This is a genomic window from Herbaspirillum sp. 3R11 (assembly GCF_004563925.1).
In the GTDB taxonomy this organism is placed as follows: domain Bacteria; phylum Pseudomonadota; class Gammaproteobacteria; order Burkholderiales; family Burkholderiaceae_D; genus Herbaspirillum.
This window is the reverse complement of sequence record NZ_SPNJ01000005.1, coordinates 175,004-191,024: the sequence shown is the minus strand read 5'-3', so window position 1 is coordinate 191,024 and position 16,021 is coordinate 175,004. Positions and strand designations below refer to the sequence as shown.

Sequence of the window (16,021 nt, the reverse complement as noted above, 5' to 3'; positions counted from 1 at the left end):
TTTTCACTCGATTGGTTTGTAAGCGGTCGCGGTCAACTCGACCAGCATGTCGGCATGCGGCAGCTGATGCACCGCCACGGTCGTGCGCGTCGGTCCCTGCTGGCTGAAGTATTCGCCGTAGACGGCGTTATAGCCGTCGAAGTCGCGCATGTTCACCAGATAGCTGGTGATGGCCACGCAATCGGCAAGATCGGCATCGAGTGTCTGCAAGGCGTCGCGAATTTTGCCGATGACGACATGCGTCTGTTCGCGCACGTCGCCGGGCACGCTGCCGTCGGCCAGCCGCGCACTCATGCCGGAGACGAACAGGTAGTCGCCGGCGCGTTTGACGTAGGGATATTTTCCCAACGGCTTGGCTTGCGTTGCAGTAGTACTCATCAGCCCGCCAATCCCGGCATGCCGAAACCGATCTGCTTCAGCTCATCCAGCAACTGCAACTTGTGCTGCGCATTCAGGCCGCTCAGCGGCGGACGGACGTTTTCCCACACCGGGTTGTCGCTGTAGTGCGCGGTGGCGAACTTGAGTGCGGCGATCATCGGATATTTCTGGAAGATCTGGCGCACGGCGTCGGCCTGCTGCTGCAATTGCGCGCCGTGGTCCTTGTCCCAATCGGCGCACAGCTTGCCGATGCCGGCAGGATGGATGTTGGCGGTAGCCGAAATGCAACCGGCCGCGCCCAGCGGCCGGGCGCGCGACAGGAAGGATTCGGATGCCGGGAAAATCGCAAATCCGGGAAATGCGTTCAGCATCGCGGCGACGTTGTCCCAATCGCCGGAACTGTCCTTGATGCCGACCACGGTCTCGGGGAAATCCCTGATCAGACGCTCGATCAAGGTCAGCGTGATAGACACGCCGGTGAAGGCCGGGATGTGATACAGGTAAAGTCGGAGCCTGGGCGAATCGACGCGCGCGATGACTTCGGCGTAGTACTTGTACAGGCCGTCGTCTGAAACGCCCTTGTAGTAAAACGGCGGCAACATCAGCACGCCGGCACAACCGGCATCGACGGCATGGCGCGTCAGTGCGACGGTATCGTCGAGGGCGCAGCAGCCGGTGCCCGGCAACATGCGCTCAGGATCCAGCCCTTCGCTGGTCAGGCGATCAAGCAGTTGCTTGCGCTCGGTGACCGTCAGCGAATTGGCTTCGCTATTGGTGCCGAAGATCGCCAGCCCGGCACCCTGGCTCAGCAGCCAGCGACTGTGACGGACGAACAAGTCGGCGTCGACGCTGAGGTCGGACTTGAACGGCGTGACGACGGGTGCGAACACGCCGGATAGTACGGAAGATACCTGGTTCATAAACGTTCTCTCAGAATGAAATGTTCACCACCGGATCACCGCCGGTCAGGCGGCTTCGATAAAGTCCAGAATCTGCCGCCCCAGCACGTCGTCGTCGGTATCCATATGGGCGACGATGGAGGTGTGGTTGTGATGCCGAACCTGCACGAAACGCGGCGCGCGGCCACGTGCCTGGCCGACGCGCCAGAACAGCTCGGCGGCATAGACATCGAGATAGGGATTCTCATGTTCGGCGATGGCGATCATCAGCGGCACGTCGATGCTGGCGGCATACGTAACCGGTGAGACTTGCTCATACCGATCCATATCCTCGCCCCAGTAAGCCCTGACGCCGCCGGCATTGGGATTGTCGGCATGCACGTCGGCCCGCAGACGTGCGCTGATCAACACCAGCTTGGCCACGCCATGCCCTGTCGCCGGACGCACGCGCGGATCGGCGATGTAACTGGCGGCATGGGCGCCGCCCGCGGAGTGGCCGATCAGAATGATCTGCTCCGGATCGCCGCCGTATTCATGTGCGTGCGCCCTGGCCCATGCCACTGCGGCGGCGACATCGTCGGAGCCGGCTGGATACGGCGCTTCCGGCGCGAGACGATATTCGACGTTGATGCCGACCATGCCCTGACGCGCAAAGTAGTACAGCACGTTGCCGTAAATCTGCTCGTTGGCGTTCATGTTGCCGCGCAGGAAAGCGCCGCCATGGACAAACATCACCACCGGACGCCGCTGCGTGGAGACGCCACCCGGCAGATAGACATCCAGCTTTTGACGCACGTGCTCGCCATAGGCAATGTCGCGCGTGACGATGATGCCGTCCTTGTCGACGGCATTGAGCAGCGGCGTATAAATGTCGACCACGGCCTGGCGATGACGATTGATGTCGTTGCGCCAGACCGGCCCCAGCGCCAGCAAGGCTTCTGCGCTTTGGTCCGACAGGCCGGGGAAAAGCTTGTCCCGCATCAGTACACTCCCATGATCTTGCTGATCTCGGCGATGTACTGGCCGTAGCGCGGATTGCCTTTGATGTTTTCCGGCAGGCGCGGACGCGGCAGGTCGATCTTGATGTCATGCAGGATACGGCCCGGACGGCCCGACATCACCAGCACGCGATCCGACAGGAAGACTGCTTCCTGAATGCTGTGCGTGATCAGCATCACGGTCTGCATGCGCTCTTGCCAGATGCGCAGCAGCTCGACATTGAGCAAATCGCGCGTCAGGGCGTCGAGCGCACCGAACGGTTCGTCCATCAGCAGGATGCCGGGATCAAGCGCGAGGATCTGGCCGATCGACGCGCGCTGGCGCATGCCGCCGGAGAGCTGGTGCGGATGATTCTGTTCAAACCCGGACAGGCCGAGCATCTTGATCAGGCCACGCACTTTTTCTGCGGTCTGTTCCGCCGGCAGCTTGCGCAACTGCGCGCCGAGCATCATGTTTTTTTCCACCGTCAGCCACGGCAGCATGTTACTGGTCTGGAAGACTACGCCGATCTCCGGCGACGGCCCTTTGACCGGCTTGTTGTTGACCAGCACTTCGCCTTCGTTGTGCGGCACCAGACCGGCGACGATGCGCAGCAAGGTACTCTTGCCGCAGCCACTGGGGCCGAGGATGGAGACGAATTCACGTTCGCGGATCGTCAGCGAGACGTCTTCTAGCGCGTTGACGGCATGCTTGCCGGGGTAGCGTTTCACTACATTGCGTACGCAGATGGCGCCGGCTTCGTTCATGGTTTCGTCCGCAGGTACGGCTTTCAGGTTTCTGAGCGTCATTGTCTGTCCCATCGTTACACCGCCTTCCCGCGCCACCACACCAGGCGCGACACCACTTCCACGATCCAGTACAGGAAGGTGGCCAGCACCGTGATCACCAGGATCGCGGCAAACATCAGATCTGTCTTGGCGTTGGCGGTCGCCAGCGTGATCAGATGGCCGAGACCTTCTTCCGAACCGATGAACTCGCCAACGATGGCGCCGATCACCGCCAGCGGCATGGAGATCTTGATGCCGTCGATGAAGCTCGGCAGCGCTGCCGGCACATGCAAGCGCCAGAAGGTGTCCCAGCGCGAGGCGCCGAGTGCGCGAAAGTGTTCGTCCAGATTGGCCGCGATGCCGGACAAGCCGCCCAGCGTGGCAATCACCACCGGGAAGAAAGCAAACAGGAACGTCGCCGCGATCTTGGAGGCGAAGCCGTAACCGAACCACACGATCATCAGCGGCGCCAACGCGATCTTCGGCATGCTTTGCAGCGCGGCGATGAAGGGATACAAGGTGCGTCGCGTGAAGTCGCTGAAATGAATCAACATGCCCAGCAGCACGCCACCGGCCACTGCCGCAACGAAGCCGACCAGCACTTCGGTCAATGTCACCCAAGTGTCGCTGACGACCATGTCGCGTGCATCCCAGCCGGCCAGCACCACCGCGCTCAACGGCGGCAGCAGATAACGCCGCACGCCGAGTGCGGCGACGCCGTACTCCCACAACAGCGCAAACGCGCCCCAGAAAACGATGGCCTCTATCCAGCGTTTCATTTGTCTCCTCCTGCTTTCGGTTTTTACAATCGTTGGCGCACACGCTCCCACGCCGGTTGCGTTGCTGCAGCCGGCTGAAGAATCCGCATGCTTTATAGGTTTATTTTTTGTTGGTCTTGGCGTCGATCACGGCCTGCGGTGGCGGCACCACGAAATGCTTGAAGCGGTACTGATCGAAAGAATCGATGTTGCGCTCCCAGACCTTGGGTTCGTATTTGGTCTCCGGCGTGATCTGTGTCATCTCGCAGTAGATCTCGACGTTGTTGCCATCCGGATCCTTGAAGACCAGGAACAGGTTTTCACCCGGCCCGTGCTTGCCAATACCGCGTACGATTTCGACGCCCTTCTGTTGCAGAAAATCCGCTGCGCGATCCATCTCGGCGCGATCTTCCACCAGATAGGAAAAGTGTTCCATGCCGGGACGGCTGTAACGCGGCAGGTCGTCGATGTCCGGCGAATCCTTCGGAATCTGCGACAAGGCCAGATCGTGGTGATCGGTGCCGGCGCGCAAAAAGACCATCTGGTCGCTGATCCAGTCGGACACTTGCAAGCCAAGAATCTCGGTATAGAACTTGACCGAGGCCTGGATGTCGCGCACGGCCAGCACCAGATGGCCGAGGCGTTTTGGGCGTATTGTTTCCCGCATTGCTGTCATTTCATTTCCTCCTTGATTTGCTCAATGACGCCTACTCGACGAACTTATTGGTGTAGATATCGTTCGCTTTGATCGGCGCTTGCAGATTGAATGCCTTCTTCACAAAATCGACGGTTGCCTGCATGCGGTCGGCGCGCATCCAGCCCAGTTTTTTATTGTCGGCTTCAGGGTCGTCGATGATCTGATTGGTTTCGGTAATTTGCTGCAACAGGATGCCCTTGTCCATCAGCTTTTGTTGCGCGGCGATGGCGTCGGCGGCTTCCTTGGCGTGGGTACGCTGATACTCGAATCCACGATACGTCGCCTGCACGAAGCGCTTGACCAGATCGGGGTTGCTCGCTACCAGCTTCTCGGTGGTGACGATGCCGTTGCCGTAGAGGTTGAGGTTGAAATCGCGATAGCGCATCCAGCCCAGCTTCTTGCCGTCCTTTTGCAGCAGTGCTTCGAGGATCGGCTTGTTGGCGCCTTCCCAGCACTCGGCCAGATCGATGCGGCCTTCGAGGAAGGATGAATTGATCACCGACGGATCCAGGCGCAACAGTTTGATGTGATCGGCCGGCAGCTTGTTGGCTTGCAGCCAGCTCGGCACGATGTTTTGCAAAGGCGACGCAGCACCGCCGCCAAGCGACAGGCCTTTGAGGTCGGCCGGTTTTTGCAGCTTGCGCTCGGGCTTGTCGATGTAGCACAGCGCCGCCGGCCAGCGGGTGTTGATGGTGCCGACCATCACGGTCTTGCCGCCTTGCGCGCGGTTCAACATGACGCTGATCGGATCGCCGTAACCAAATTCAAACAGACCCTGATCGATTTCATTGACGGTGCGCTGACCGCCGTAACCGCGCACCGCGCTGACATCCAGGCCGGCTTCAGCGTAGAAGCCTTTGGCGATCGCCACCAGAATACCGCCGGTGCTGCCTTGCGGTAGCCATGCCAGATTGAACTTCACCTTGTCCGCTGCAACCGCAGGCGCGGCACAGCATGAACCGATCACTACAGAAACCAGAAACTTCTTGATGCACTTGCTGATGACCATCAGATTCTCCGTTGAATGCTGCATGTACCGCGTAAGTGAGATTCTTTACTTCGTTATCGAAGTGCGGTGGCGACAACCCTGTTACGGATGCTGCCGATGCGCTCGATGGAGGCAATCATTTCGTCGCCCGGCTTGAGATAGACACCGCGCCCCATGCCGACACCATCCGGCGTGCCGGTGGCGATCAGATCGCCGGGCTGCAGAGTGAGAATGCCGGACAGGTACGCGATCTGCTCGGCGATGTTGAAGATCATTCCCTCGGCGGTGTCGTCCTGCATCATTTCGCCATTGACCTGCAACTGCATGCGCAGCTTCTGCGGATCATCAATGCAGTCACGCGGCACGATCCACGGCCCCATCGGACCGAAGGTGTCGAAACTCTTGCCGCGGAACCAGTCATGCTTGAACGGATAGTCGCTTCGGCGATTGAGGTCGCGTGCGCTGATGTCGTTGAACACGGTGTAGCCGGCGATAACGTCATAGGCTTCGGCAACCGACACGTTCTTGCAGCGGCGGCCGATGATGACGCCGAGCTCGACTTCCCAGTCGAGCTTTTCGGTATTGCCCGGCATGACGACATCGGTCTCGGTGGCGGTAACGCTGGTTTCCGCCTTCATGAAGCAATAAGGCGAACTCTCGGCACGCGGCGCCAACTCGGTACCCATCTCGGCGGCGTGATCGTAATAGTTGGACGCGGTGGCGAAGATACGGCCAGGCACGAACGGCGCCGCCAGCTTGTAGGCCGACTTGTCGAGCGGCTTCACCGCACCGGCGGCGACCAGGCTCGGCAGCAGCTCCGCCAGGTTTTTCAACTGTGCGTTCTGCACATCCCAGGCGCCGATCAGCGCCGACACGCTGCTGACTTCACTGGCTGCCAGACCGCTGCTGCGGCTGGCCTTGATGACCTCTGCCAGATCGAACAGCACCTCGTTCAACACCAACGCCGGCCGCGCCTGCCCGCCCTCGTTTTGCACATACGTTGCAATCGCATACCAAGCCAAGATCGCTTCCCCTCAAAAAATTAAGCATTTCAGAATAATCAATATGAATACATTAAAACTTATACGTATACATTGCAATACAAATATGTAAAAATTTTTATACATAAGAATCGCTATGTATTCATATGGCGTTTCGATTTTTGCCAACCTTGATGAGAATGCCGATGCCCTCTTCCTTTGAATTGCTGATCCTGATTCCGCTGGCCGACGCTTTGGTGGCGCAGTTGCGCGACAACCCGGCGCTGCCGGCCGTGCGCTACGCGCCGAAAGGAATCGATTGGAACAATAAAGACCTGCACTCAGTCAGCATCGTTCTGACCAACGGCTCAACCGGCCTGACCCGCGCGCAAATGCAGGCAATGCCGCAACTGAAACTGGTCAGCGCCTTTGGCGCAGGGTATGAGAACGTCGATCTGGTTGCCGCCAAAGACCTCGGCATCGCCGTCACCCACGCCCCCGGCGCCAACAACGCCACCGTCGCCGATCACGCCATGGCGCTGATGCTGGCGGTATCGCGCGGGCTGCACCTGCTTGATGCCGCCGTCAAAGACGGCGGTTGGGAGAGCAATCGCGCAGCGCGCCCGACCGTCAACGGCAAGCGGCTCGGCATCGTCGGCCTGGGAAACATCGGCGAGCAGATCGCACGCCGTGCGGCGGCCTTCGATATGGAAGTGGCGTATCACGCGCGCCATGTGCGTGCGCATGTGCCCTACCTATATTGCGCCACGCCGATGGAGCTGGCCGCACGCAGCGACTACCTGATCCTCGCCTGCCCGGGCGGGCCGGCGACGCGGCATCTGGTCAATCGGTATTTGCTGCAAGCCCTGGGGCCGCAGGCTTTTCTGATCAATATCGCGCGCGGCAGCGTGGTCGATACGGCGGCGTTGATTGACGCATTGGCGAGCAAGCGCATTGCCGGCGCGGCGCTGGATGTGGTCGATGGCGAGCCGGCGATACCGGAGGCGTTTCGCACCCTCGACAACCTGCTGCTGACGCCGCATATCTCGGGCCGTTCGCCGGAGGCGTTGCAGGCGCAATTGCGGATGTTTGAAGAAAACCTCTCCGCACTCCAGGCAGGCGATCCGCTTCAGCACATCGTGACGCGCTGATCGGACACCGTACCGTACAAATAAATACGCCCGGCCGATGAACCGGCCGGGCGCAACGAAATTGAAGCCGGAAATTACAGACCGCTGCGATCCGCCTTCAGATCAGGATGCCGGAAAGCCGGACCGTCGCCCTTGGCGCTTGCCACCGGGCCGTCCTTGGAAGCGCCGCCCCAGCCGTGATCGGTCAGATCGCAGATGACGCCGTCGGGATCCTTGTATTTGACTTCGTAGAAGATGTTGCCTTTGACCGGCACTTCGCCCATGTAGTACTCGCCACCGGCTTGTTCGACGTCCTTGCGCGCATCGACGATGTTGTCGACCCAGACGCCGATGTGATGCAGGCCGACGAACTCGCGGCCGCGGTCGCCGGCGGCTTCGTCGGTCTTGTAGTTCAGCAGCGCCAGCGACATGGTGCCGTCGCTCAGGTAGACGCCGCGCGCCAGGGAAGAATCTGTTTCGCCGACCTTCTTGAAGCCGAAAGCCTGCTGGTAAAACTCCGCGGTTTTCCAAGGATCCGGAACGGAGATAGCGATGTGACGCAGTTTGTTAGCCATGGTGCAGCCTCCTCTTTATATGAGTAGATGAAAGCAAAATACTGGATATACACAACGGCTGATTCTACTCAGGGATTTTTTATATGTATACTTTAATTTTTAAATGTATTCTTAAAAATATAATTAGATACTTTTGATCTTATCCAGCTGTTGGTATAGATTTTTGCTATAGTGCAAGCGATGTAAAATATAGCCATCCGCACCACAAACCGAATCATCTGCAGTCCCCATAAAACCGGCCATCCAAGAAAACCGAGAACGCAAGAATGGAAACCATCTCTCTTCGCATCTATCGCACCCTGACCGATGAAATCATCAGCGGCGTGCTGCCACCCGGCTCCGCGCTGGAAGAAATCGCTCTGTCCGAACGTTTTAAAGTGTCGCGCACCCCGATCCGCCAGGCGCTGCGCGAACTGGCCGCGCGCGGCATGATCGAGTTGAAGCCGCGCAAAGGCGGCATCGTCACCAGCATCGGTGTCGACGAACTGGCCGACATGCTGGAAGCCATGTGCGAGCTCGAAGCCCTGTGCTGCCGCATCTGCGCCGAACGCATGAGCGCGGTGCAAAAGAAACAGCTGGAACTGGTCCATCTGCAAAGCCAGGAATGCGTGGCCAACGGCGACGACGCCGGCTATCTGGCGCTGAACAAGAAATTCCACAACCTGATCTGCGCCGGCGCGCACAACAAGAGCCTGGCCGACACGATTGAAAACCTGCGTGATCGCCTGGCGATGTTCCGCGCAGCACAGGCCGGCGTCGACAAGCGCCTGACGGTGTCGCACGAAGAACACGATGCGATCATCGCGGCGATTCTTGCGTCCGATCCGGAGAAGGCTTATCTGGCGATGCGCAATCACACCACACGCCTGAGTATCCATGTGCTGGAGATGATCAAGGAACATCAGGCGTAAGCCTTCGCCTCTCCCCTTCCTGCTAAAGGCGCCCGTCTTCCGACCGGCGCCTTTTCTTTTGCCCTTCCGTCCCTGATCAGAACGTTGCAATGCCGCTGGCGCCTATCTTTTGGGTAGGACGACGGTGATGTTATCTATCTCATCCACTCAATTGATTCCCATAAAATCAAATAAATTCAAATTTAATTTATACGTATACATATAAATTCATATGAATTATTATTTTCTCCAAACAAGAAAAACATCGACAACAACTCTATGGAGGAGATTCAGGGATGAAACAGGCAATCAATCAGACAATGAAGGGCTTGATCACGGCGGGACTGACTTCGGTAGCGGCCTCAGCGGCAGCACAGACTGATACCGTGACGATGTACGGTTTTTTGAAAGTGGATGCGGAAAACGTCTGGGCCGGCGGCGCCAATGGCGGCATCGGTCGCATGGGACGCATATCGAACAACTTGTCGGTGCTCGGCTTCAAGGGGGTGGAAGATCTGGGCGGCGGCTTGCAGGCGTTTTTCCAGATCGAATCGAATGTCGGTGTCGACACCGGGAGCGGCTCGTTTGCCGATCGCAACGACAACGTCGGCTTGCGTGGCAGCCTGGGCGAGATTTTCGCCGGGCAGTATGAGTCGCCCTACCGCTTTGTGTCGGTGTACGCGATCGATCCGTTCACGGCGGGCATCTTTGCCTCCAACTCCATCATGGGCAATGGCTTCACGACGGCGGCCAATGCGCAGTCGCCGGCATCCTTTGATCGTCGCCAGAAGAACCTGGTGCAATATTCAACGCCGAATTTCAACGGCCTGATCGGCCGCATCGCCTATGCAGCGCGCGAAGAACAGACGGCCACGACCAATCCGGGCCTGGTCTCCGGCTTGCTGACCTACGAAAACGGTCCGCTCTATCTGGCCTACGGCTATGAGCAGCACAAGGATTATTTTGCAGCCGGCACGCTCGATACCGGCCACAAGATCGGCGCCGCCTATTCCTTCGGCAACACGCGCGTACGCTTTGCGTGGGAACGCCTGCGGTATGAACCGACGGCCAGCACCAACCTGCGCCGCGATGCATGGCAACTGGCGCTGACGCACAACATCGGCAGCGGCCAGTTCCGCGCTTCGTATGTGCGGGCGGCACGCTCCAAGGGCAATGCGACAACCGGCATCGGCGGCATCGGCAAACCGGGCACGGCGTCCGGGGCGCAGCAGTTCTCCCTCGGCTACGGCTACAACCTGTCGAAGCGCACCGAACTATGGGGTGCTTTCACCAAGCTCAGCAATGAGCAGACGGCGAGCTACAACTTGTCGGCCAACGCGATCCCCGGCCTGTCCGCCGGGCAAAGCCCGGCAGGCCTGGGAATCGGCATCACGCACAAATTCTGAGCGCGAGTTCCGACCACGAGCTTTAACTACGCTCATCGGTATCCGCAGGATATTCGGTGGATATTCGGTGGAAACAAGGGCGCCCTTTGCGGGCGCCTTTTTGCTGGATGAAAGCGACGCATCATCATGATTCTTCATGAGCGTCGCTTCGATATCGTCTTCCCGCAGAGGGACATCCTGGGGGCGACATCTGTTTGCTGTGAGCCGGTACGGCAAGATTGCTTCCGGCTCGTTCTCCTGTCGCTTCAAACCCGATCGTCAGTATCAGATCGAGATGCGCGCAGCATTTTTAACATCTCTGGCATCACGCCAATATCATTCAGTCTTCACGACTGTCTTGCATCCGATTTATCTATCAGATTTGCGATTGCAGTCGCGACAAAGCTTGCAGATGGCTGCGATCGAGTTCGCGCAAACGGCGTTCCATCTCGGCGTGAGTCGTGACGCCTTCCAGATAAGCGGCATCGTTCAGGTCGAACAGTGCGCCGTCAACAGTCTTGGCAGGCGTGCTGAATGCGCGCTCGACAAAGAACTGGAAAGCTTCCAGCAAACTCTGTAAATTATTAGAAAAACCGGCGGATTGATAAGTAGACATTTCTTTCTTTCACATGAATAACGTTGCAGTGATAGTGAGAATAGGGTCTACCCCTCACTTTAAAAAGCAATATTTTCCGACACCTGCATTAGAAAAACTTACACCATGTCCCTTTCCCTGCCGCCCCTGAAGGCGCTCAAAGTGTTCGAAGCGGCCGTCCGCACGCGCAGCCTGACGATTGCCGCGCACGAGTTGCACATCACGCATAGCGCGGTCAGTCAGCAAATAAAATTGCTGGAAGAACACTTCGGCCAACCCTTGTTTATCCGCTTGCCGCGTGGCGTGGAAGCAACGGAAGCGGCGCAGACCTTTTATACCGAAGTACGCGCCGCGCTCGATCGCATCGCCATGGCGGCGGAACAATTGACGCTGACCGGCAAGAACCGCATCGTGCGCGTGATTACCGCGCCCTCGGTGGCGATGCGCTGGCTGATTCCGCGGCTGTCGCAATTCCAGATCGACAATCCGCGCATCGAGGTACGCGTGACGACCACCGTCTCCGAGCATTTCGAAGACCTCAAGGATCCCTTCGACGTAGTGCTGTGGCGCAGCCCGCTGGAGCGCAGCGGCTTTGAATGCGTGCGCTTCCTCGACGACGTGTCGGCGCCGCTGGCCTCCCCGCATTACCTGGAGCTGCACCCGATCAACAAGCCGGCAGATCTGCTGCAGGCGTCGCTGATCCACCTGAGCGTGCGTGCGGAAGCCTGGCAGCAATGGCTGATCAAGGCCGGCGTGCCGGTGAAGAAGAAATTGCCGGGGACCAGTTACGAGCACTTTTTCCTGAGCTTGCAGGCGGCGTCGACTGATCTGGGGATTGCGATGGGATCGCTGGCGCTGGTGGACGACGACTTGTCGCACGGTCGCCTGCGTCAGCTGTTTCCGGAAGTGGTATTGCACGGCCAGGGTTTCCACATGTTGCACCGGACCGGCGAAACCAATGGCAATGCCCTGAAGACCTTCATTACGTGGCTGATGCAGATGGGCGCTGCATCAGCCTACGATCCTGACAAACGTTACTCAGCCGACTCAACGATGTGAACCGCGCGATCGGCGATCAGGTCTTTTGACTTGTCGCGGTAGTCGAGCATGTGCGGTTGGGTGAAGTGAACCTTGAGCGCTTCGGCGCTTTCCCACTTTTCGATGAAGGCGAAGGTGTCCGGGCCGAGTTCGGCCTGGGCGCCGCCGAAGCCGGGCACGTCGATGACCGGGTCGTAAGCAATGCAGCCCTGTTCGGCACGGACGGCGGCCAGATTGGCGCGCACCAGCTTCAGCAGTTCTTCGCGCTTGCCGGGCTTGGCGGTAATGATTGCGACTACGTGGACCATGTTGTCATCTCCTGTTGTTGTGAGGGAAAACGACAAGCATACGCGAAGTTGCCGAAGCTTGACGACGCCCCCACTCCGACCTGCTGCGGACGCCGTCTTGGCTCAACATCAGTTGAGCTTCATCTGCGCCAGCAACTGTTCGATGTTGTAACGCATCAGCTTCAGGTAAGTCGGCGCAGGACCGTCGGCCTGCGACAACGCATCCGCATACAGCTTGCCGCCCAGCGTGACGCCGGCTTCCTTGCTGATCTGCTGCAGCAGCTTGGGGCTGCTCATGTTCTCGATGAAAACGGCGCGAATTTTTTCCTTGCGGATCTGACGGATCAGATTGGCGACTTCCTTCGCGCTCGGCTCGCTGTCGGTCGACACGCCCTGCGGCGCCAGGAAGCGCACCTGGTAATGCGCGCCGAAATATTCGAAGGCGTCATGCGAGGTGATCACCTTGCGCTTGGCCGGCGGGAACTGCGCGAATTGCTGTATGGCCCAGCGGTCCAGCTCGTTGAGCGAAGCAATATACGCGTCGCCGTTCTTGCGATACAGCGCGGCGCCGGCCGGATCGAGCTTGCTCAGGGCGGCAACGATGTTTTGCGTGTAGATCACGATATTGGCGGGATTCTGCCAGGCGTGCGGATCATTCTTGCCGTGATGGTGTTCGTGTTCGTCGTGGCCGTCGTGATCATGCTCATCTTCCACGCGGTCGCGCACGGCGATGCCCTTCGACGCCACCACGATGTCGCCGCGATAGTTGGCCGACTGAGTCACGCGGTCCATCCAGCCTTCAAAGCCGAGGCCGTTGACGACCACCAGTTTGGCGCGCGCCACTGATTTGATGTGATCCGGCGCGGGCTGGAACACGTGTGCGTCCTGGTCGGGACCGACCAGCGTGGTGACCGCAATGCGGTCGCCGCCGACGTTGGCGACGATATCCCCGAGGATGCTGAAGCTGGCCACTACCGGCAAGCGAGCGTCAGCGGCGGATGCGCTCTGGACAGCCAGCACGGCTGCGATCGAAAACAAGACCTGGCGAAACAGTTTCACGATGACTCCCAAAAAGAATTAAGCGCGCAGATGCGGCCGGCGCAGGATGCGCGGCAACCAGCCGCGCGGTGCAAAGATCAGGGACAGGAAATAGAAGCCGCCGGCGCACACGATGATCACCGGCCCGGACGGCACCGAGGCGTAATACGACAACATCAGCCCGGCATAACCGGCCAGCGCGGCCTGCACGGCGCTGTTGACCAGTTGCGCCGGCAAGGTGTCGTGCCACAGGCGCGCCGATACCGCCGGCAGCATCATCAGGCCGACCGCCATCAGCGTGCCCAATGTCTGGAACGAGGCCACCAGGTTCAGCACCACCAGCATCAGGAACAATTGCTGATACACCGTATTGCGCCCGCCGCTGGCGGCCAGGTAGGATGGGTCGAAACTTTCCAGCAGCAAGCCGCGATACAAACCCGCCATCAGCAGCACGCTGAGACTAGATACGCCGGCCACCAGCAGCAGGCCTTCGGTGTCGACGCCGAGCACGTTGCCGAACAGGATGTGCAGCAGGTCGAGCTGGGTGCCGTGGCCGGAAATCATGATCACGCCGAGCGCCAGTGCGACCACGTAGACGGCGGCGAGGCTGGCGTCTTCCTTGAGTTCGGTATGGCGGCTGATCCAGCCCGCCAGCGCCACCACGATCACGCCGGCGAGGAAACCGCCGATGCTCAGCGCCGGCAGCGACAGACCGAAGAAAATGAAACCGGCCGCCACACCCGGCAACACTGCATGGCTAAGGGCTTCGCCGAACAGGCTCATGCGGCGCAGCGTCAGCATCACGCCCAGCGGCGCACTCGACAAGGCCAATGCCAGCGTCGCCACCAGCGCGCGGCGCATGAAGGCGAATTCCTGGAACGGTGCAATCGCGAATTGGTAGAAATCATGGAGCAGCATCATCGCGGCGCACTCCCTTCGTTGCCAACCGCATGGCCGACATCACCGGCATCGAGAACATCGACCGCGCACAGCGGCGCATGCTCGTCGACCGCTTCGGCCATGGAACGCGCACGGTGCAGGTTTTCATGGCACAGCACGCCTTCGGTCTCGCCCCAGGCGACCACATTGCGCGCCAGCAGCAGCGATTGCGGGAACGCCTTACGCACCTGGTCATAGTCGTGCAGCACGGCGATCACGGTGCGCTGCTCGGCGTGCCAGGACTGGATGATGCGCAGCAAGTCGCTGGTGGTCCGGGTATCGATGGCGTTGAACGGCTCGTCCAGCAGAATCAGTTCGGCGTCCTGCAGCAGGATGCGCGCGAACAGCACGCGCTGGAACTGCCCCACCGACAGGCTGGCGATGGCACGCTGCGCGAAGCCGTCGAGCCCGACTGCGGCCAACGCGCCTTCCGCGCGCTGCACCATGTCGCGGCTCATGCGGCGGAACAGCCCGGCGCGCGACCAATAACCCAGCAATACGCAATCAAGCACCGAGATCGGAAAGCTGCGATCGATCTCGGCCTGTTGCGGCAGATAGGCGATGCGCTCGGCCGCCAGATGCGTGACGACGCGACCGCTGTTGCAGCGGACCTGGCCCATGATGGTTTTCAGCAGCGTGCTCTTGCCGGCACCGTTGGGGCCGACGATGGCGGTCAGCGAACCGCGCTTGAACTCCCCGCTGACGTGATGCAAGGCGGGATGGCGGCGGTAGGTGACGGTGAGGTTTTCCAGCGAGATGGCGACGGACATGGTCAATCTCCTCCCAGGGCCCACAGCACGCCCAGCCACAGCAGCAGGCACACGGGCGCGACCAGCAGCACGCGCTGCCACCACGGCAGCGCAAGCACGCTGGTTTGTTGAAAGAGACGGGAGAACATGGGCGCGGATATTTTTATTGGTCAATCGGGGGAATCAAATCAATCTGCAACCCAGTTGCAAATTAACGGAAGATCGGAATTATAATGCAACATTGTTGCAAGATGTGACAAAGCTCCAACAAATCCTTCAACCCAGTCAAAATGCAGCCCGGGACGACTTTCCGCTTTGCGGATCGTTCCAGGCAGCTCACCTGAAGAAAGATCGCGCCCATGTACCTCCATTTCCGCCCCGCCGCTGTCCTCGCCGCCACCCTGCTGTTGTCCGCCCCGCTGGTCCATGCCCATGAAGCGCACGTGCACGGCGTCGGCAAGCTCGATGTCGCGCTCGACGGCCAGACGCTGTCGCTGCACCTTGATTCGCCGCTGGTCAATCTGGTCGGCTTCGAACATGCCGCCAACAGCGCCAAGGACAAAGCCGCCGTCCAGGCCATGACGAAAAGCCTGCGCAACACCGGCGCCGACGCTGTATTTGTCGCCAGCCCGTCAGCGGAATGCAAGCTCAGTGGAGTCAAATTGGAGTCTGCAGCACTTGATCCGGCGCTGCTGGGTGAACCAGCCGCAACCAAACCGGCGGCGCAAGCCGACCATGACGGTCACGCCGATCTCGACGCCGACTTCACGTTCCGCTGCGCCCGTCCGGAACGGCTGCAGAAAATCGAGGTCCGCCTGTTCGACTCCTTCAAGGGCTTCAACAGCATTGACGTGCAATTGGTTACGGGCAAGCGCCAGGGCGCCGCCAAACTGACACCGGCGGCCAACAGCATCGCCATCCCCCAATAG

General features: G+C 59.7%; 20 protein-coding genes. 5 read left to right on the top strand and 15 right to left on the bottom strand.

What is annotated here, in order from left to right; all coding sequences use genetic code 11:
* Positions 1 to 3 precede the first annotated feature (3 nt).
* From E4P32_RS20900 to E4P32_RS20865, 8 genes are all read right to left on the bottom strand, one after another.
* On the bottom strand, positions 4 to 378 hold the full coding sequence (locus E4P32_RS20900) for a RidA family protein (RefSeq protein WP_116435503.1): 375 nt from the start codon (positions 376 to 378) through the stop codon (positions 4 to 6).
* A complete protein-coding gene (locus tag E4P32_RS20895; protein WP_116435502.1) occupies positions 378 to 1,298 on the bottom strand; it encodes a dihydrodipicolinate synthase family protein in 921 nt (306 codons plus the stop codon). Before E4P32_RS20895 ends, E4P32_RS20900 begins: the two co-directional genes overlap by 1 nt.
* 45 nt (positions 1,299 to 1,343) lie before the next feature.
* Positions 1,344 to 2,258: an alpha/beta hydrolase gene (locus E4P32_RS20890; RefSeq protein ID WP_116435501.1), complete on the bottom strand. Its 915-nt coding sequence runs from the start codon at positions 2,256 to 2,258 to the stop codon at positions 1,344 to 1,346.
* The gene (locus E4P32_RS20885; protein ID WP_233526706.1) at positions 2,258 to 3,064 is read right to left on the bottom strand and encodes an ABC transporter ATP-binding protein; all 807 of its coding nucleotides are present in this window, start codon (positions 3,062 to 3,064) and stop codon (positions 2,258 to 2,260) included. The genes E4P32_RS20890 and E4P32_RS20885 overlap by 1 nt, the downstream gene beginning before the upstream one ends.
* 14 nt (positions 3,065 to 3,078) lie before the next feature.
* Positions 3,079 to 3,822 (bottom strand): ABC transporter permease, encoded by a 744-nt coding sequence (locus E4P32_RS20880; RefSeq protein ID WP_094563271.1) that lies wholly within the window; start codon positions 3,820 to 3,822, stop codon positions 3,079 to 3,081.
* A gap of 100 nt (positions 3,823 to 3,922) precedes the next feature.
* Positions 3,923 to 4,477 carry a VOC family protein gene (locus E4P32_RS20875; protein ID WP_116435499.1) on the bottom strand — a complete coding sequence of 185 codons (555 nt, stop codon included), beginning with the start codon at positions 4,475 to 4,477 and terminating at the stop codon, positions 3,923 to 3,925.
* Positions 4,478 to 4,508: 31 nt separating this feature from the next.
* Positions 4,509 to 5,507 carry an ABC transporter substrate-binding protein gene (locus tag E4P32_RS20870; protein WP_233526705.1) on the bottom strand — a complete coding sequence of 333 codons (999 nt, stop codon included), beginning with the start codon at positions 5,505 to 5,507 and terminating at the stop codon, positions 4,509 to 4,511.
* Between the two features lie 53 nt (positions 5,508 to 5,560).
* A complete protein-coding gene (locus tag E4P32_RS20865) occupies positions 5,561 to 6,508 on the bottom strand; it encodes a fumarylacetoacetate hydrolase family protein (RefSeq protein ID WP_116435497.1) in 948 nt (315 codons plus the stop codon).
* A gap of 164 nt (positions 6,509 to 6,672) precedes the next feature.
* On the opposite strand from E4P32_RS20865, the gene E4P32_RS20860 reads away from it, so the two are divergent.
* Positions 6,673 to 7,617, top strand: coding sequence for a 2-hydroxyacid dehydrogenase (locus E4P32_RS20860; protein WP_116435496.1), 945 nt, complete (start codon positions 6,673 to 6,675; stop codon positions 7,615 to 7,617).
* 74 nt (positions 7,618 to 7,691) lie between these two features.
* Here the strand turns inward: E4P32_RS20860 and E4P32_RS20855 are convergent, their stop codons facing one another.
* Positions 7,692 to 8,171, bottom strand: a complete 480-nt coding sequence (locus tag E4P32_RS20855) for a VOC family protein (RefSeq protein ID WP_116435495.1) — start codon at positions 8,169 to 8,171, stop codon at positions 7,692 to 7,694.
* Between the two features lie 266 nt (positions 8,172 to 8,437).
* Between E4P32_RS20855 and E4P32_RS20850 the strand changes: the two genes are divergently transcribed.
* Together E4P32_RS20850 and E4P32_RS20845 are read left to right on the top strand one after the other, a co-directional pair.
* Positions 8,438 to 9,082: a GntR family transcriptional regulator gene (locus tag E4P32_RS20850; RefSeq protein WP_094563266.1), complete on the top strand. Its 645-nt coding sequence runs from the start codon at positions 8,438 to 8,440 to the stop codon at positions 9,080 to 9,082.
* 275 nt (positions 9,083 to 9,357) lie between these two features.
* Positions 9,358 to 10,467: a porin gene (locus tag E4P32_RS20845; RefSeq protein WP_233526704.1), complete on the top strand. Its 1,110-nt coding sequence runs from the start codon at positions 9,358 to 9,360 to the stop codon at positions 10,465 to 10,467.
* Positions 10,468 to 10,822: 355 nt separating this feature from the next.
* Here E4P32_RS20845 and E4P32_RS20840 read toward each other — a convergent pair whose 3' ends face one another.
* Positions 10,823 to 11,062 (bottom strand): hypothetical protein, encoded by a 240-nt coding sequence (locus E4P32_RS20840; protein WP_116435494.1) that lies wholly within the window; start codon positions 11,060 to 11,062, stop codon positions 10,823 to 10,825.
* Between the two features lie 105 nt (positions 11,063 to 11,167).
* Between E4P32_RS20840 and E4P32_RS20835 the strand changes: the two genes are divergently transcribed.
* Positions 11,168 to 12,100, top strand: a complete 933-nt coding sequence (locus E4P32_RS20835; protein ID WP_116435493.1) for a LysR substrate-binding domain-containing protein — start codon at positions 11,168 to 11,170, stop codon at positions 12,098 to 12,100.
* On the opposite strand, the gene E4P32_RS20830 is transcribed toward E4P32_RS20835, so the two are convergent.
* The 5 genes from E4P32_RS20830 to E4P32_RS24395 form a co-directional block, all read right to left on the bottom strand.
* Entirely contained in the window at positions 12,076 to 12,387 is a 312-nt protein-coding gene (locus E4P32_RS20830; protein ID WP_116435492.1) for a putative quinol monooxygenase, read from the bottom strand. The genes E4P32_RS20835 and E4P32_RS20830 overlap by 25 nt on opposite strands.
* 108 nt (positions 12,388 to 12,495) lie before the next feature.
* Positions 12,496 to 13,425, bottom strand: a complete 930-nt coding sequence (locus E4P32_RS20825; protein ID WP_116435491.1) for a metal ABC transporter substrate-binding protein — start codon at positions 13,423 to 13,425, stop codon at positions 12,496 to 12,498.
* A gap of 18 nt (positions 13,426 to 13,443) precedes the next feature.
* Complete coding sequence (locus E4P32_RS20820) at positions 13,444 to 14,325, bottom strand: metal ABC transporter permease (protein ID WP_116435490.1); 882 nt, start codon at positions 14,323 to 14,325, stop codon at positions 13,444 to 13,446.
* The gene (locus E4P32_RS20815; protein WP_116435489.1) at positions 14,322 to 15,113 is read right to left on the bottom strand and encodes an ABC transporter ATP-binding protein; all 792 of its coding nucleotides are present in this window, start codon (positions 15,111 to 15,113) and stop codon (positions 14,322 to 14,324) included. The genes E4P32_RS20820 and E4P32_RS20815 overlap by 4 nt, the downstream gene beginning before the upstream one ends.
* Before the next feature lie 2 nt (positions 15,114 to 15,115).
* Positions 15,116 to 15,241, bottom strand: coding sequence for a hypothetical protein (locus E4P32_RS24395; RefSeq protein ID WP_255419431.1), 126 nt, complete (start codon positions 15,239 to 15,241; stop codon positions 15,116 to 15,118).
* Between the two features lie 210 nt (positions 15,242 to 15,451).
* On the opposite strand from E4P32_RS24395, the gene E4P32_RS20810 reads away from it, so the two are divergent.
* On the top strand, positions 15,452 to 16,021 hold the full coding sequence (locus tag E4P32_RS20810; protein WP_116435488.1) for a DUF2796 domain-containing protein: 570 nt from the start codon (positions 15,452 to 15,454) through the stop codon (positions 16,019 to 16,021).

What these genes read in the sequence shown, in the direction of transcription:
- E4P32_RS20850 (WP_094563266.1), top strand. Translation starts at nt 8,438, where the DNA reads ATGGAAACCATCTCTCTTCGCATCTATCGCACCCTGACCGATGAAATC.
- E4P32_RS20895 (WP_116435502.1), bottom strand. Translation starts at nt 1,298, where the DNA reads ATGAACCAGGTATCTTCCGTACTATCCGGCGTGTTCGCACCCGTCGTC.
- E4P32_RS20870 (WP_233526705.1), bottom strand. Translation starts at nt 5,507, where the DNA reads ATGGTCATCAGCAAGTGCATCAAGAAGTTTCTGGTTTCTGTAGTGATC.
- E4P32_RS20845 (WP_233526704.1), top strand. Translation starts at nt 9,358, where the DNA reads ATGAAACAGGCAATCAATCAGACAATGAAGGGCTTGATCACGGCGGGA.
- E4P32_RS20815 (WP_116435489.1), bottom strand. Translation starts at nt 15,113, where the DNA reads ATGTCCGTCGCCATCTCGCTGGAAAACCTCACCGTCACCTACCGCCGC.
- E4P32_RS20820 (WP_116435490.1), bottom strand. Translation starts at nt 14,325, where the DNA reads ATGATGCTGCTCCATGATTTCTACCAATTCGCGATTGCACCGTTCCAG.
- E4P32_RS20900 (WP_116435503.1), bottom strand. Translation starts at nt 378, where the DNA reads ATGAGTACTACTGCAACGCAAGCCAAGCCGTTGGGAAAATATCCCTAC.
- E4P32_RS20880 (WP_094563271.1), bottom strand. Translation starts at nt 3,822, where the DNA reads ATGAAACGCTGGATAGAGGCCATCGTTTTCTGGGGCGCGTTTGCGCTG.
- E4P32_RS20875 (WP_116435499.1), bottom strand. Translation starts at nt 4,477, where the DNA reads ATGACAGCAATGCGGGAAACAATACGCCCAAAACGCCTCGGCCATCTG.
- E4P32_RS20830 (WP_116435492.1), bottom strand. Translation starts at nt 12,387, where the DNA reads ATGGTCCACGTAGTCGCAATCATTACCGCCAAGCCCGGCAAGCGCGAA.
- E4P32_RS24395 (WP_255419431.1), bottom strand. Translation starts at nt 15,241, where the DNA reads ATGTTCTCCCGTCTCTTTCAACAAACCAGCGTGCTTGCGCTGCCGTGG.
- E4P32_RS20860 (WP_116435496.1), top strand. Translation starts at nt 6,673, where the DNA reads ATGCCCTCTTCCTTTGAATTGCTGATCCTGATTCCGCTGGCCGACGCT.
- E4P32_RS20885 (WP_233526706.1), bottom strand. Translation starts at nt 3,064, where the DNA reads ATGACGCTCAGAAACCTGAAAGCCGTACCTGCGGACGAAACCATGAAC.
- E4P32_RS20855 (WP_116435495.1), bottom strand. Translation starts at nt 8,171, where the DNA reads ATGGCTAACAAACTGCGTCACATCGCTATCTCCGTTCCGGATCCTTGG.
- E4P32_RS20890 (WP_116435501.1), bottom strand. Translation starts at nt 2,258, where the DNA reads ATGCGGGACAAGCTTTTCCCCGGCCTGTCGGACCAAAGCGCAGAAGCC.
- E4P32_RS20835 (WP_116435493.1), top strand. Translation starts at nt 11,168, where the DNA reads ATGTCCCTTTCCCTGCCGCCCCTGAAGGCGCTCAAAGTGTTCGAAGCG.
- E4P32_RS20810 (WP_116435488.1), top strand. Translation starts at nt 15,452, where the DNA reads ATGTACCTCCATTTCCGCCCCGCCGCTGTCCTCGCCGCCACCCTGCTG.
- E4P32_RS20840 (WP_116435494.1), bottom strand. Translation starts at nt 11,062, where the DNA reads ATGTCTACTTATCAATCCGCCGGTTTTTCTAATAATTTACAGAGTTTG.